Annotated in this window: 14 protein-coding genes; 4 read left to right on the top strand and 10 right to left on the bottom strand. The window is 55.2% G+C overall.

Going from position 1 to position 14,943, the window contains the following annotated elements; all coding sequences use genetic code 11:
• Window positions 1-19: 19 nt before the first annotated feature.
• The 5 genes from mglB to C7434_RS08855 form a co-directional block, all read right to left on the bottom strand.
• The gene (mglB, locus tag C7434_RS08835) at window positions 20-1,015 is read right to left on the bottom strand and encodes a galactose/glucose ABC transporter substrate-binding protein MglB (RefSeq protein WP_033740552.1); all 996 of its coding nucleotides are present in this window, start codon (window positions 1,013-1,015) and stop codon (window positions 20-22) included.
• Between the two features lie 312 nt (window positions 1,016-1,327).
• Complete coding sequence (galS, locus tag C7434_RS08840) at window positions 1,328-2,368, bottom strand: HTH-type transcriptional regulator GalS (RefSeq protein WP_033740554.1); 1,041 nt, start codon at window positions 2,366-2,368, stop codon at window positions 1,328-1,330.
• Window positions 2,369-2,508: 140 nt separating this feature from the next.
• Window positions 2,509-3,669, bottom strand: a complete 1,161-nt coding sequence (yeiB, locus tag C7434_RS08845) for a DUF418 domain-containing protein YeiB (RefSeq protein ID WP_058702636.1) — start codon at window positions 3,667-3,669, stop codon at window positions 2,509-2,511.
• 49 nt (window positions 3,670-3,718) lie between these two features.
• Complete coding sequence (folE, locus tag C7434_RS08850) at window positions 3,719-4,384, bottom strand: GTP cyclohydrolase I FolE (RefSeq protein ID WP_006119934.1); 666 nt, start codon at window positions 4,382-4,384, stop codon at window positions 3,719-3,721.
• Window positions 4,385-4,509: 125 nt separating this feature from the next.
• A complete protein-coding gene (locus C7434_RS08855; RefSeq protein ID WP_133745372.1) occupies window positions 4,510-5,637 on the bottom strand; it encodes a YbfB/YjiJ family MFS transporter in 1,128 nt (375 codons plus the stop codon).
• A gap of 106 nt (window positions 5,638-5,743) precedes the next feature.
• Here C7434_RS08855 and C7434_RS08860 point away from each other — a divergent pair, with 106 nt between their 5' ends.
• The 3 genes from C7434_RS08860 to fghA all read left to right on the top strand — a co-directional run bounded on the left by C7434_RS08860 (window position 5,744) and on the right by fghA (window position 8,715).
• Entirely contained in the window at window positions 5,744-6,655 is a 912-nt protein-coding gene (locus C7434_RS08860; RefSeq protein ID WP_033740559.1) for a LysR family transcriptional regulator, read from the top strand.
• Window positions 6,656-6,733: 78 nt separating this feature from the next.
• Window positions 6,734-7,858, top strand: a complete 1,125-nt coding sequence (locus C7434_RS08865) for an S-(hydroxymethyl)glutathione dehydrogenase/class III alcohol dehydrogenase (protein ID WP_033740561.1) — start codon at window positions 6,734-6,736, stop codon at window positions 7,856-7,858.
• A gap of 11 nt (window positions 7,859-7,869) precedes the next feature.
• The gene (gene fghA, locus C7434_RS08870) at window positions 7,870-8,715 is read left to right on the top strand and encodes an S-formylglutathione hydrolase (protein WP_006119939.1); all 846 of its coding nucleotides are present in this window, start codon (window positions 7,870-7,872) and stop codon (window positions 8,713-8,715) included.
• Window positions 8,716-8,750: 35 nt separating this feature from the next.
• Here the strand turns inward: fghA and C7434_RS08875 are convergent, their stop codons facing one another.
• The 5 genes from C7434_RS08875 to C7434_RS08895 form a co-directional block, all read right to left on the bottom strand.
• Window positions 8,751-9,539, bottom strand: coding sequence for an ABC transporter ATP-binding protein (locus C7434_RS08875; RefSeq protein WP_033740562.1), 789 nt, complete (start codon window positions 9,537-9,539; stop codon window positions 8,751-8,753).
• A complete protein-coding gene (locus C7434_RS08880; protein ID WP_133745373.1) occupies window positions 9,539-10,615 on the bottom strand; it encodes an iron ABC transporter permease in 1,077 nt (358 codons plus the stop codon). The genes C7434_RS08875 and C7434_RS08880 overlap by 1 nt, the downstream gene beginning before the upstream one ends.
• Before the next feature lie 136 nt (window positions 10,616-10,751).
• Entirely contained in the window at window positions 10,752-12,212 is a 1,461-nt protein-coding gene (locus C7434_RS08885) for an amino acid permease (protein WP_033740564.1), read from the bottom strand.
• A gap of 181 nt (window positions 12,213-12,393) precedes the next feature.
• A complete protein-coding gene (gene yieE, locus C7434_RS08890; RefSeq protein ID WP_033740566.1) occupies window positions 12,394-13,263 on the bottom strand; it encodes a DNA-binding transcriptional regulator YeiE in 870 nt (289 codons plus the stop codon).
• Window positions 13,264-13,280: 17 nt separating this feature from the next.
• Entirely contained in the window at window positions 13,281-13,646 is a 366-nt protein-coding gene (locus C7434_RS08895; protein WP_033740567.1) for a YkvA family protein, read from the bottom strand.
• Between the two features lie 102 nt (window positions 13,647-13,748).
• Here C7434_RS08895 and C7434_RS08900 point away from each other — a divergent pair, with 102 nt between their 5' ends.
• Window positions 13,749-14,801 (top strand): YeiH family protein, encoded by a 1,053-nt coding sequence (locus C7434_RS08900; protein ID WP_033740569.1) that lies wholly within the window; start codon window positions 13,749-13,751, stop codon window positions 14,799-14,801.
• Window positions 14,802-14,943 lie beyond the last annotated feature (142 nt).

The raw sequence follows: 14,943 nt of genomic DNA on the forward strand, positions 1-14,943 counted from the left end.
CGCGCCCGTTTGCACATAATTATTTCTGGAACTGAGACAGGTTTTCCTGATCAACCGGTACGTAGGGTACGCGTACGATCTTATCGACCATCTTGAAGTTGGTGCCTTCGGTGGCCGGTTTACCATCGGCAAGGTTCTTCGCCATATCGATGGTGGCTTTCGCCTGGTTTTCCGCATCGTTCAGCACCGTACCGGCCATCGCGCCAGATTTAACCAGCGCCAGCGCCTCAGGTAAGGCATCCACACCAAATACCGGGATAGAAGACATGTTGTGTGCCTTCAGCGCTTCAACAGCCCCCATCGCCATCGCATCGTTGTTCGCGATTACCACTTCGATTTTCTTGGCGTTAGGGCCTGACAGCCAGGCGTCCATTTTGTCTTTAGCCTGTGCGGTATCCCACATCGCCGTATCCATCGCTAACTGCTGGGTTTTCACACCATCTTTGTTCAGAGTATCGATAACATATTTGGTACGCGCTTCAGCATCAGGATGGCCTGGTTCGCCTTTCAGCAGCACATACTGGATCACACCGTCTTTGTTCAGATCCCAGGCCGGGGTCGCTTTCCAGTGTTTCTCAATCAGTTTGCCCTGAATCACGCCAGACTCTTTCGAATCGGTACCGACGTAGTAGGCTTTATCGTAGCTGGCCAGCACTTTGGCGTTAGGTTCTTTGTTGAAGAACACAACCGGGATATCGTTCGCACGGGCTTTCTGTACCACGACAGCCGCTGCAGCCGGGTCGACCAGGTTGATGGCTAACGCTTTCACGCCTTTTGCCATCAGCACGTCAATTTGATCGTTTTGTTTTGACTGATCGTTCTGCGAGTCATTCATCAGCAGTTGGATGCCGCCCAGCGTTTTGGCTTCTTTCTCGATGTCTTTACGTACCATCGACATAAAGTTGTCGTCGTACTTATAAATAGTCACGCCGATACGGGTATCAGCGGCGTGGGCTACTGCACCAAACATCATGCTGGCAACCAGTGCTGTGAGCGTGAAAACCTTCTTATTCATGGTATCTCCGGTTTTTCTGTAGGGTCTTTTTATGTTCTGCTGCGTCAAGCCGCGGAAGAACATCGGGTAAGAATTATCCGGCGAGGCAAGATGCGCTCTAAATCAGACTGAGCCACTGCTGTGCCGTGCCAAACTCGACTTCCATGTAGGTCAATGCGTCCGTAAAGCGTGTGTTATAAGCCTGAACCAACGATGCTGTCGGTGCCCTCAACGGGAGAGTGGCGTTACATAATGTTTCAGTACTGTAAGACGTTGCCATCATAGTGATAGCAATGTTAATTAACTGTGAATACAATCACAGATTGAAAACGGTTACATCGTGGAATCGCCTGAATTAGTGACGGACTCCACACTTTGCTTTTGCGCGACGGAATGGCGGCGAACGAGGGTGGGCATAAAGATATGTTTCGCCGTAGTGTCAAGACAGCCTGCCGCGCCCTGCAGGGCCAGTTCAGTGGCAAGTTTTGCCATAGAAACAATAGGATAACGGACTGTGGTAAGTTGAGGATCGGTGTACCGCGAAACCGGAATATCATCGAAGCCGACGACAGAAAAATGGTGCGGCACCTGAATGCCATTGTCTTTCAGAGCGGTAAGGGCACCGGCCGCCATACCATCGTTATAGGCGAAAATGGCGCTGAGATTCAGATTGCGTCCCAGCAGTTCCACCATTGCGGCTTCGCCCCCTTGCATATCCGGCTCTGCGCTGGCTATCCAGCTTTCCTGTGGGCGGATTCCCTGCTCTGCCATCGCCTGTAACCAGCCTTCACGCCGTTGATCCACATCTTCAATGGGATGACTGGAACAGAGATAGCCGATGCGGGAATGCCCCTGTTGCAGCAGCATGCGTGAGGCCATTAAGGCCCCGGTCACATTATCCAGACTGACGCAACGGGCCTCATAACCCGGTATACTGCGGTTGATAACCACCATACCTGGCACCTGACTCATAAAGCCCGCCAGCTCTGCGTCTGAAAGCGTTTTCGCATGGACCACCAGCGCATTGCACCGTTGCCGTATCAACACTTCGATAGCGTGACGCTCTTTTTCTTCCTGATGCCAGGAGTTGCTGATCAGTACATGTTTCTGGACGCGCTGTGCCACGGTATCCACCGCTTTAACCAGCGCGCCAAAAAAGGGATCGGAGACATCCATGACGACGACGCCGATCGTATCGCTCACCTGGGTTGCCAGCGCCTGAGCATTGGCATTTGGGCGATAGCCCAGAGCGTCAACCGCCTGTAACACGACGTCACGTGTTTCAGCGGTGACCGCGCTGCTGTTATTTAGTACGCGCGAGACAGTCGCTACGGACACGCCCGCCTGACGCGCAACATCTCGAATGGTTATCATGCAGCACTTCCAGAGAAAAGGCATTACGCCGGTTATGGCACCGGCGCTATTCTGTCAGGGAAGTGCATGGGACAGCGTGAATTGCGTCACATCAATGAAAACGGTTACATACAATTCTGCAACCTTTGTGATGACCGTCATTATCTTTCTGAGGATGACGTGGGGTGCGGCGTGGCAAGAAAGCGTGTCAGACGACGCCAGATCCATTCCACCGGCCCCTGCGGGAAATAGCGTAGCCACAGCACGGAAAACAGCAGGTTAATACACCATATGCCTGGCACCATCATGACCAGTTGCCAGCGCGTAAAGTGCATAAAAAGCCCGAAGCGGTAGAACAGCGTAGTGCCGATCAGGGACTGCAGCAGATAGTTACTGAGCGCCATACGGCCCACGCACTGGATAGCATAACTCATCCGCCAGCGCTGAATGGCTGGCCAAAATCCAAAGCACAGTGCGGCATAGCCGATACTGATTAACGGGCTGGCAAGATCACGCGGCAGTTGTAAATAGAACGCACTCCAGCGTGCATCCCAGTCCACAAACCATTGCGCGGCCACACCTGCCGTCGCTATCCCCAGCCCAATCGGCAGTAACATCCGCGCAACGCGCCGGTAATGGGACACGGGAAACGTTCCTTTCAGCCAGCCGCTACGTAACAAGGCCGCGCCCAGCAGCATCAGTCCGGCCAGTTGCCAGCCATACTGCGCCACTAGTGCCATTAAACTGGAGGAGAGGTTATCCAGGCGGATGCGTACCGCCGCCAGCCCGCCGTTGACCTTCCAGAACTGTTCATACTGAATGTCTGCGGCGCCGGGCAACCACGAGCGTGACGGCTCGGCGCTGCTAATCAGGGCAAAGATCAGCAACAGCGCACAGCCCACCAGATAAAGTAAAATCCCGGTATTGATTAGCCCACGCGTGGACGGCGCATCGCGCAGCATCCGCCAGACGATCAGGCCGATAATGCCGTAATCCAGCAGGATATCGCCTTCCCAGATAAAAATGCTGTGAAGAAACCCCAGCAGCACCAGTAATGACAGACGGGCGGACAGCCAGCGACTTCCGCGCGGCAGCTGCAGTTGCAACCCCGCGCCAAACAGCAGCGCAAAGAGCGTCAGAAATTTAAGCTGCGCGAAGATATCGGACAGCGCCCATGTCCACGCATCAGACAAGGTGACGCTGCCCTGCCAGGCAGGATTGAGATAGGCCGCAGAAGGTAAGCCAAAACCAATAATATTCAGCAACAGGATGCCGAGAATGGCACAGCCGCGAATAAAATCCAGCGCAAGGTAGCGTTGCATAGCGGCTCCTGACGGACCCGGCAGGCGCATCTGCGCCCACCTGTCGATATTAACTGTGACGCACCGCGCGCAGAAATTCCTGACGGGTATTCTGGCTGGATTTAAACAGACCGCCCAAGGAAGTGGTCGTGGTGGCACTGGTGGCATCCTTCACACCGCGTGCTTTTACACAGTAGTGGACGGCATCAATGGAAACAGCAACGTTATTGGTGCCTAACAATGTTTGCAGCGCCAGCAGCACCTGCTGGGTCAGACGCTCCTGCACCTGAGGTCGCTGGGCAAAAAACTGCACGATGCGGTTAATTTTGGATAAACCAATCACTTTGTCTTTGGGAATATAGGCGACGGTGGCTTTACCATCGATAATCACAAAGTGATGTTCACAGGTGCTGGTCAGCGTAATGTCGCGTACCGTGACCATCTCGTCCACCTTCATCTTGTTTTCGATAAGGGTGATTTTGGGGAAATTGGCGTAATCGAGACCGGAAAAGACCTCATCGACATACATTTTAGCGATGCGGTGCGGGGTTTCCATCAGGCTGTCATCTTCAAGATCCAGATTCAGCAACTGCATGATTTCCGTCATATGGCCTGCAATCAGGCTTTTGCGCGTTTCATCGTCCATTTCACGCGTAGGTGCACGCAGCGGCGTTTCCAGCCCACGCGCCAGCAGCGCTTCGTGAACCAGTGCAGCTTCCTGACTTAAGGTACTCATCTTACTCTTCTCCGGCAGGTGTTGCGCCCGCAGTCTGTTACCTGCGGGTCATATTACTGAGCGCGTATTGTGAAACTTTCTGTGCAGGGAATCCAGCAATCAATCTGATTGGAGATGAAAGCTTTTCACGCGGCCCGCCGCCACACTAACAGGCCCGCCCAGACCAGGCTGGCGCCTGCTACCCATAACGCAGGCTCAAGGTGGTGCAGAAACAGGGTTGAAAGCGAGGAAAGTAAGGGGCCAGCCAGTTGCCCAATCGCATAGCCGGTGGTCAGTAAGCCCGCCATATAGCGCGTATGCTGCGGAGCCAGTTCACGCGCGCAAAGCAGCGACAACTGCACGACACTCAAAAAGCCCCCGCCCACCAGCAGCGCACCGAGTAACAAACCACCGAACCCCGGCAACAAGGCGGCCGCCAGCACGCCCAGCGCCTGGGCCCAGAGCGTGATGGCCAGGCGGGCATGCGCCTGCCCCATTCGACGCGTCACAATACCGATGACGATGCCCAGCATCGCCGCCCCGCCAAATACCGGCCAGACCAGCTGCGCCAGCGCACTGCCCGGAAAACGGGCTGCCGCCATTTGCGACAAAAAGGTGGCAGGCAAAATATAGCCAAACCCCGCCAGGCTGTAGCTCAGGACCAGCCGCCGCAGGTTGGGCGTCAGCGTCAGCGGCGCTGGTACCTGCCCTGCCCGGTGCAGCGCCCCCGTACGCGGCAGGTTGCGGCAGATGGCCGCCACCAGCACGGCGGCCAGCACAGCGTAAATGCCCCACGCCAGCGTCACAGAGACCTGTAAACTGTGTAAGATGACCGCCAGCAGGCCGCTGATGAAAATGCCAGCGCCGGGACCGGCAAAGACCGCCGCCGACAGACCAGGACGACCGTAGTGATGCAGTTGCTCATTGCTCCACGCGGCCACCAGCACCATGGCCCAGCCGCTGGCCCAGCCAATCACAAAGCGAATGATCCCGTGCAGCCAGGGGCCCCCGGCACAGGCTGACAACGCGGTTAACACCACCGCGCCCCAAACCCCCAGATGCAGGCGCCACTCCACACGCTGCTGCGCGCGCATCGCGTCAAAGGAACCGCACAGGTAACCCAGATAGTTTAATGCTGCGACCACACTGGCACTGGTCAGGGTTAACTGATCAGCCTGAATCAGTAAAGGCACCTGGGGCGTAAACGCAAAACGGCCGATGCCCATGACGACAAACAAGGTCAAAAACGCACTTATCGCGACGCGAAATGCCATTGGGCACCTCAGTTTTTTTAAATTGAAACTTGCGTACAGCATGAACGATGCTTAGAATCACGAAAAGTGAATAATATTAACCAACTTGTTTACAGGAAGAGAACACATGGATTTAGTCCAGCTACGTATGTTCTGTTCCGTGGCAGAGAGCGGTTCTCTTGCCCGTGCTGCGGAACAACTGCATCGGGTGCCTTCTAACCTCACCACGCGCCTGCGCCAGTTGGAAGAGGAACTGGGTGCCGATCTGTTCATTCGGGAAAAACAGCGTATTCGCTTATCCCCGATGGGCCATAACTTTCTTAACTATGCGCAGCGCATTCTGGCCCTGAGCGATGAAGCCTTAAGTATGGCGCGCACCGGTAAGCCTGGCGGGAATTTTGCGCTGGGCTCGATGGAAAGTACGGCGGCAACGCGCCTGCCTGGTCTGCTGGCTGCCTATCATCAGCGTTTTCCGGCGGTCGCCTTATCGCTGATCACCGGCACCTCCGGTGAAATTATCGATCGGGTTCGCGAAGGAACACTGGCCGCGGCGTTGGTCGACGGGCCGGTTCAGCATGACGATCTGAATGGCTGTATTGCGTTCCGTGAAGAAATGGTGCTCATCACTGACCTTGACCACATCCCGGTGACGAGCGCACGCGATACTCAGGAAGATACGTTGTTTGCGTTCCGCAACAGCTGCTCTTACCGGGTGAAACTGGAAGCCTGGTATCGCGACAGCCAGGCCGCGCCAAACAGCGTCATGGAGATTCAGTCTTATCATGCCATGCTGGCCTGTGTCGCAGGCGGTGCAGGCGTGGCGATGATTCCGGCGTCGGTCCTGAAACAGATGCCAGAGCGCGCACGGGTTCAGGTACACAGCCTGCCGGCGAAGTATCGTGATACTGCGACCTGGCTGATGTGGCGACGGGACGCCTTTACGCCCAATGTTGAGGCACTCAAGTACCTTATTATCGAACAGTTTCACGATCGTCCGCTCAACGATGAGCTGATGCATCCTTTACAGGCGGCGGAATAAGATTTCCGCGCTATTTTTAATGAATCACGACCATCCAGACGCCATAACGCGTCACAATCTGACTGGAAGAGGGATTGCATGAACATGATCAAAACCCGTGCCGCTGTCGCCTGGGCCGCTGGCGAACCACTGAAAATTGAAGAAGTGGATTTAATGCCGCCGCAAAAAGGGGAAGTGCTGGTCCGTATCGTTGCCACTGGCGTTTGTCATACGGATGCTTATACGCTGTCAGGTAGCGATCCGGAAGGCGTGTTCCCGGCGATTCTGGGTCACGAAGGCGGCGGTATCGTTGAAGCGGTCGGCGAAGGCGTCACCAGCGTGGAAGTGGGCGATCATGTTATCCCGCTTTACACGCCGGAATGTGGTAAATGTAAGTTCTGTCTGTCAGGCAAAACCAATCTGTGCCAGGCCATCCGCACCACGCAAGGTAAAGGCCTGATGCCTGACGGCACGACGCGTTTCTTTAAAGACGGTAAACCCATTTTTCACTATATGGGCACGTCAACCTTCTCCGAATATACCGTCGTCCCGGAAATCTCTCTGGCTAAAATCAGTAAAGAAGCGCCACTGGAAGAAGTGTGCCTGCTGGGCTGCGGCGTAACCACCGGTATGGGCGCAGTGATGAACACCGCTAAAGTTAAAGAAGGCGATACCGTTGCCATCTTTGGTCTGGGCGGCATTGGTTTGTCAGCGATTATCGGCGCGAAAATGGCGAAGGCCGGCCGCATCATTGGTATTGATATCAATACCAGCAAATTCGACCTGGCCCGTAAACTTGGTGCGACCGATCTGATCAACCCTAAGGATTACGATAAACCTATCCAGGACGTGATTGTTGAACTCACCGACGGCGGCGTGGATTTCTCCTTTGAATGTATCGGTAACGTCAACGTGATGCGTTCTGCCCTGGAGTGCTGCCATAAAGGCTGGGGCGAGTCGGTGATCATCGGCGTCGCCGGTGCAGGCCAGGAAATCTCTACGCGTCCGTTCCAGTTAGTCACAGGGCGCGTCTGGCGTGGCTCTGCGTTTGGTGGCGTAAAAGGTCGCTCGCAGCTGCCTGGGATTGTGCAGGATTACCTCGATGGTAAATTTGCGTTGAACGACTTCATTACGCATACCATGCCGCTGGAAGAGATAAACGACGCCTTTGATTTGATGCACGAAGGGAAGTCGATCCGCTCCGTCGTTCACTTCAATAAGTAATCGGGGGCGCTATGACATCTTCTCTTGAGTTACTGGAAGAACACCGTATTTTTGGCGGCTGGCAGCAGCGCTGGCGTCATCCCTCTCAGGTGCTGAACTGCCCGATGACGTTCAGCATCTATTTGCCCCGTCCGCGCGGGGATTCGCCCCCGCCGGTGGTGTGGTTTCTGGCAGGCCTGACCTGCAATGACGAAAACTTTACCACCAAAGCGGGTGCGCAGCGCGTCGCCGCTGAACTGGGGCTGGTGCTGATCATGCCCGATACCAGCCCGCGCGGTGAGGCGGTGGCCAATGACGAGGGCTATGATCTGGGCCAGGGCGCGGGCTTTTATCTCAATGCGACGCAGCAGCCTTGGGCGAGCCACTATCGGATGTTCGACTACCTTAGTGAGGAGCTGCCTGCGCTGATTGCCGATAACTTTAAGGTCAGTGAACGTCAGTCGATCATGGGGCACTCTATGGGCGGACACGGCGCGCTGATGCTGGCGTTACGCCTGGCAAACCGCTTTGCCTCCGCCTCCGCCTTTGCGCCGATTGTGAATCCCGCCGATGTGCCCTGGGGACAAAAGGCGTTCACCGCTTATCTGGGAGAGGATCGCCAGGCCTGGCGGGCATACGACAGCTGTCAGCTGATGCGCGAGGTTCAGCATCGCCTGCCGTTATTGATCGATCAGGGCGACAGCGATCAGTTTTTGGCGGATCAGCTTCAGCCGGAGCGATTAGAGGCAGTGGCGCAGGAGATGGATTTCCCGTTAACTCTGCGTATTCAGCCAGGCTACGATCACAGTTACTTCTTTATCGCCAGCTTCGTGGAAGATCATCTGCGCTTTCATGCGCAGCACTTGTTGGTGGGATAACACAACCGGGGATGGCGTGCGCCATCCCCGTTTTTTTACATCAGCCCTTCCCGGACTAATCCGTCAATCATGACCTGCGGCATTCCGCGGGAACAGTGCTCAATGCGGCCCTGCACGCCATAAACCTGCGCCAGCGTAGTGGGCGTGATCACGCTATCCGGTGCGCCTTCTGCGATTAACTGTCCCGCTTTGAGCATCAGCGCATGCTGCGCGTGACGTAAAGCGATATTGATATCGTGGACCACGACCACCGTCACCATATTGCGCAGCGCCGTCTCACGCCGCACTAAATCCATAACGTGAAACTGGTAGTTTAAATCCAGCGCACTCAGCGGTTCATCCAGCAGTAACAGCGCAGGCCGGCGAATCAACGACTGGGCCAGGCCAACAAGCTGCTTTTGTCCACCCGAGAGCTGATCCAGATACCGCATTGCCAGATGGGCAATGCCCAGTTGATCCAGCAGTTTCATGACATCGGCTTCACTGGCGGGACTGTGCAGGCCCGATGACGCACGCTGCGCGACAATAATGGACTCCAGCACATGCAGATGCACCCCCGCAGGCAACGATTGCGGCAGGTACACAACCTGTCTGGCCCGGCGGGCAAACGGCTGAGTCATCAGATCTTCGCCGTTTAACCACAGTTCGCCCTGCCCTTTATTCAGCCCGGCCAGCGCACGCAGTAAGGTGGATTTACCGCAGCCGTTCGGTCCCAGCAGGACCGTGATTTCGCCACGCGGTAACGGCTCGACGTGAAGGTTATCAATGACCTGACGTTTAGGATAACCGGTGGTGAAGCCGCGCAGGCGTAATCCCTGTTCCATTACACATGCCCTCGGTGACGCAAAATGATACTCAGGAAAAACGGCACCCCAATGAGCGAGGTCACAATCCCGACCGGGATAATGGCTCCGGGAATCAGGTTTTTGGAAGCCACTGAAGCCAGCGACAGCACAAGGGCACCGGTCAGCGCACTGGCCGGTAGATAGAAGCGATGATCTTCGCCGAACATTATACGGGCGATGTGCGGTGCGACCAGGCCAATAAAACCAATCGGGCCGACAAAGGCGACCGCTAAGGCGGATAGCACACTAATACGCAGCAAAGTCGCCAGGCGCAGACGGCGCACGTCGATACCAAAACTCACGGCCCGGTCTTCCCCCAGGCGCAGTGCGGTCAGTTTCCAGCTACTGAGCAGGGAAAACGGCACCAACAGCACAAAAGCCGCGCTCAGTACGCCTAGTTTTTCCCAGGACGCACGCGCCAGGCTGCCCATGGTCCAGAACACCAGCCCCTGTAACGTATCTTCACTGGCGATAAACTGCATCATCGACACCAGCGCATTAAAGGTAAACACCAGGGCAATACCAAATAACACCACGCCAGATGACGAGACCTGCGTCCAGCGCGTAATGCCGTCCAGCATTAAGGCGGCCAGCAGAGCAAAGATAAACGCATTGGCTGAGATAAACCACTGACCGGAGATCCCCGGAATCCCTACGCCTAAAATAATGGCCAGTGCGGCGCCGAACGCTGCCGCCGAGGAAACGCCCAGCGTAAACGGACTGGCAAGCGGGTTATTAAGGATGGTTTGCATTTCTGCGCCGGCAAGGCCCAGTGCAAGGCCGACCACGATGGCCATGAGCGCATAAGGCAGGCGGATATCCCAGACAATGACGCGCGTGCCTGCATCAACGCTCTCGGGTGAGAGCAGCGTGTGCCACAACGTCGATAGCGAAAGTCCGGCCGGGCCGAGCGTAAAGTCCAGAACCAGTGACGCAAGGATCGCCACCAGCAACGCCCCTATCCATAACAGGCGACGGCGCAAAACCTGATGATAATTTTTCAGTATGGGCTGATGGCCTGCTTCAGCACCAATCAACGAGGATTCCGTTGTCATGGTTCAATCCAGTAATGGCTCCAAAATTAAAAACGCAGCCACAATAGTGCAGGTGATAATAATTATCAATTCATGGAATGTTAATAGTGATGACGTAACGTAAAAGCGCACGGCGTTTACCGTGCGCTTTTAACCGTTATGAGCGGGGAAATTCCATCTCACTGTATTTCACAATGCGTCCGCCCCGCACCAGCCTGTAACCCAGCCAGATCAGCAGGAACAAGGGCAGGCCAATATAGGTCGCTGCAACGCTGTACCAGTCAATGGTGTCCTGCAGGAAGGCCTGGTAATTCTGACCGAGCGTAATAATCAGACAGAGTACAAAGGCAAAAATGGGCCCCAGTGGGAAGAAGCCTGAGCGGTAAGGCAAGTCGCTCAGATCGCGCCCCTGAGCCACATAACCGCGACGGAAACGATAGTGACTGATGGCAATCCCTAACCAGGCGATAAAGCCTGTCATACCGGAGGTATTCAGCAGCCAGAGATAGACTTCCTGATTACCAAATTTTGAGGTTAAAAAGCACAAACCCGCGACGACGGTGGTGGCCCATAACGCATTACGCGGTACGCCGCCTTTTGACAGCCGGGCAAAAATGCGCGGCGCTTTACCTTCACACGCCAGGTTATACAACATGCGCGTTGAGGCATACATCCCGGAGTTACCGGCCGACAGTACCGCCGTTAAAATCACCGCGTTCATGACCGCCGCCGCAGACAGCAGGCCGGCATTCTGGAACACCAGGGTAAACGGACTCACGCTGATATCTTTAATATCATTGTGCAGCAGTTGCGGATCGGTATAGGGCAGAATCAGACTGATAATCAGAATGGCCAGCACATAAAACAGCAGGATGCGCCAGAACACCTGACGCACGGCGCGCGGAATGTTTTTCGCCGGATCTTCAGATTCACCCGCCGCTATGCCGATGAGTTCAGTCCCCTGGAAAGAAAAGCCGACAATCATCGCAACACCGATCATCGCCGCAAAGCCTCCGGCAAACGGCGCATCGCCTACCTGCCAGTTATGCCAGCCTGCATTTTCCGCGCCACGCATAATGCCCACAATCATCAACACGCCCACCACGATAAAGATCACGACGGTGGCGACTTTGATCAAGGAGAACCAGTATTCGGTCTCGCCAAAGCCTTTGACTGAAATGTAATTGATCAGGAACATCAGGCTCAGGAACAGTGCGCTCCAGATCCAGCCCGGCGTGTCGGGGAACCAGTAATTCATAACCAGTTGCGATGCCACCAGGTCGACAGCAATGGTGACCGCCCAGTTGTACCAGTAATTCCAGCCCAGGGCGAAACCAAAGCCCTCTTCCACGTATTTGGCACCGTAGGTGGCGAAGGAGCCCGAAACCGGCATAAAGGCGGCCAGTTCGCCGAGGCTGGTCATCAGGAAATAGACCATTAAGCCAATTAAGGCATATGAGAGTAATGCCCCGCCGGGGCCAGCTTGAGAGATGGTGGCACCGGATGCCACAAACAGACCTGTACCGATTGATCCGCCAATGGCGATCATGGTGAGATGGCGTGCTTTTAGATCGCGTCGTAACGCAGGTTGTTGTGTTGTATTTGTATCATTATGCATGTGTAAACATTACGCTGGGTAAAAATAAGGCGCGATTGTAGCAGCAAAGGCCACGCTGTATAGCGAATGCTACGCTGTTATTAGTTACCTTCATGATTGGCGCGAAATTATTAGCGGCGCCGCCTGTTTCCCTGAAATTCAAGGGGTTGAACCGCTGATTAAACCACCATTCATCGGGCGTTTACGTTTCCCGGCAGTACGATAAAAACCGCGACAGGGCTTTTGAGATGTGTTTTTGTCGATGGTGGATGCGATAAAGCGTGCGCGTCAGATTCGGCAAAGGCGTTTTCAGCTCAATCAGCGTCCCGGCGCTCAACTGCTCGGCAATCACCCGACGTGATAAGCAACTGATGCCCATCCCGTGCCGCACGGCATGCTTTATCGCTTCGGAGTTGCCCAGCTCCATGCCCAACTGAAATGTCGGCAAATGGGACAACAGCAGATAATCGACAATCTCGCGCGTACCTGAGCCGCGCTCGCGGAGAATCCAGGTGGCCTCAGCCAGCGAGGTCAGCGTGACGGGCTGCTGCAAAATGGCGGCGTCCGGTGCGGCAAAGACCACCAGTTCATCTTCCAGCCAGGGCTCGCTGACCAGTTCTGTCATATGGCACGGCCCCTCAATTAATCCCACATCGACGCGAAAATCGGAAACGGCTGTGATCACGTCCTGACTGTTTCCCACGCTCAGCTCTAAAGGCAACGTGGGGAAATCACGGCGGTAACCGGCAATCATCCCTGGCAGCAGATAATTCCCGATGGTGCTGCTGGCATAAATACGAATAGCCCCGTTATCTTCTTTAAATAACTGTTCGATTTCTGTGGCCTGTTCGAGCAGGCCAACGGCACGGGGATAAAGTAACCGGCCATGTTCGTTGAGCACTAGCCGCTTTCCTACCCGATCGAAAAGCTGCACACCTAACTGGTTTTCCAGATCAGCCAGGGCGGCACTGACAGCAGACTGGGAGAGTGCCAGCACCTGAGAAGCCTGGGTGGTAGAGCCGCTTTTAAGCACCTCGGTAAACACTTCAATTTGTCGCAGGGTAATATGCATGAAAACTCCGGAATCACTTAGCGCGCGACAAGGCAAACGATCAGGGCGATCCACAGCAGAAAAATCACACCCAGTACACCCAATACTTTTTTACCGCGTGCACGCTGTTGCTGCGCACGCGCGACGCTGCGGGCCCGAACCTCGCGCGGCAGCATTTTCAGCAGTAACATGACACCGGCAGGGATAATGACGGCATCGTCTACTAGTCCCACAACCGGGATAACATCCGGAATCAAATCGATCGGACTTATGCCGTACGCCAGCAACCCGGCGGCCAGGCCTTTACACCACAGCGGTGTTTGAGGATCGCGACAGGCAAAGGCGAGCGTCAGCACATCGCGTTTGATGAGCGTGATTAAGCGTTTCAGTCGTGCAAACAGCATAGTTCCTGCCTTATCACTTATAGCGGTAGATTATAAATATATAATCAATTTCACTTTTAACAAGCCCCGCATGATGATGAGCGCTCAACCAGGAGCGTAATCATGGCAGACATCACCCTCTCAAAAAATCCTTTCGTTCAGCAGTGGCTACCCGGCCTGTTGTTATGCGGCCTGATCGCCAGCGTGACTGCCGCTGTGGCCCGGGTGCCAGGCATCGCTCGTCTGGGTCTGGGATCATTAACTCTGGCGATTATGCTGGGCATCATCGTCGGTAACAGCGTTTACTCGCCTCTTGCCGGCCAGTGTGACGCGGGCGTACAGCTGGCAAAACAAAAACTGCTCAGGCTCGGTGTGATTCTGTTTGGCTTTCGCATCACCTTGCAGCAAATCACCGACGTGGGATTAAGCGGCCTGCTGATTGATGTGCTGACCCTGAGCAGTACGTTCTTTGTGACCTGCCTGCTGGGCCGACGTCTGCTGAAGCTTGACCGCGAAACTGTATGGTTAATTGGTGCAGGCAGCAGCATCTGTGGCGCCGCGGCGGTGCTGGCCACGGAACCAGTGGTCAAAGCGGCGCCGTCAAAAGTGGCCGTTGCCGTCGCTACGGTGGTGCTTTTTGGTACCCTGGCGATTTTTATTTATCCCGTTTTGTGGCCACTGGTGCATGACTTTTTTCCCCGTGTCACGCTGACGCAGTTTGGCATTTTTACCGGTTCAACCATTCATGAGGTGGCGCAGGTCGTTGCTGCCGGCCACAGCATTGCGCCCGAAACCGAAAACAGCGCCGTTATCGCGAAAATGCTGCGCGTCATGCTGCTGGCGCCGTTTTTACTGTTGCTGAGCGGCGCCCTGCGACGTGAGCAGGCAGAACAGCAGAGCGCAAAGCCGGTGACGTTTCCATGGTTTGCCCTGATGTTTGTCGTTGTCGCCTTGTTCAACTCGCTGCACTGGCTGCCGGCCGGATGGGTGAATATGTTCAACACGCTGGGAGGAATATTGCTGACCATGGCAATGGCGGCACTGGGTCTGACCACCCGTTTCACTGCCCTGCGTGCAGCGGGCTATAAACCTGTGCTGTTGGGGGCACTGGTCTTTGGCTGGCTGGTGCTGGGCGGCGGCACGATTAACCTGCTGGTTCAGCGTTTTATCGCGTAAGGCACGTTCATGTCTTTATTAAACCGGCCGCATGCAGGCCGGTTAGCCCGTTTGCTCGCGTGCTGAAGGTGTTCATCTCATCCAGCGTTGCGAGAAGCGTCGTAAATTAAACCATTGTTATTAGGTAAGATCCTCCCGTAGC

The organism is Pantoea sp. PNA 14-12, from assembly GCF_004364735.1.
In the GTDB taxonomy this organism is placed as follows: Bacteria; Pseudomonadota; Gammaproteobacteria; order Enterobacterales; family Enterobacteriaceae; genus Pantoea; species Pantoea stewartii.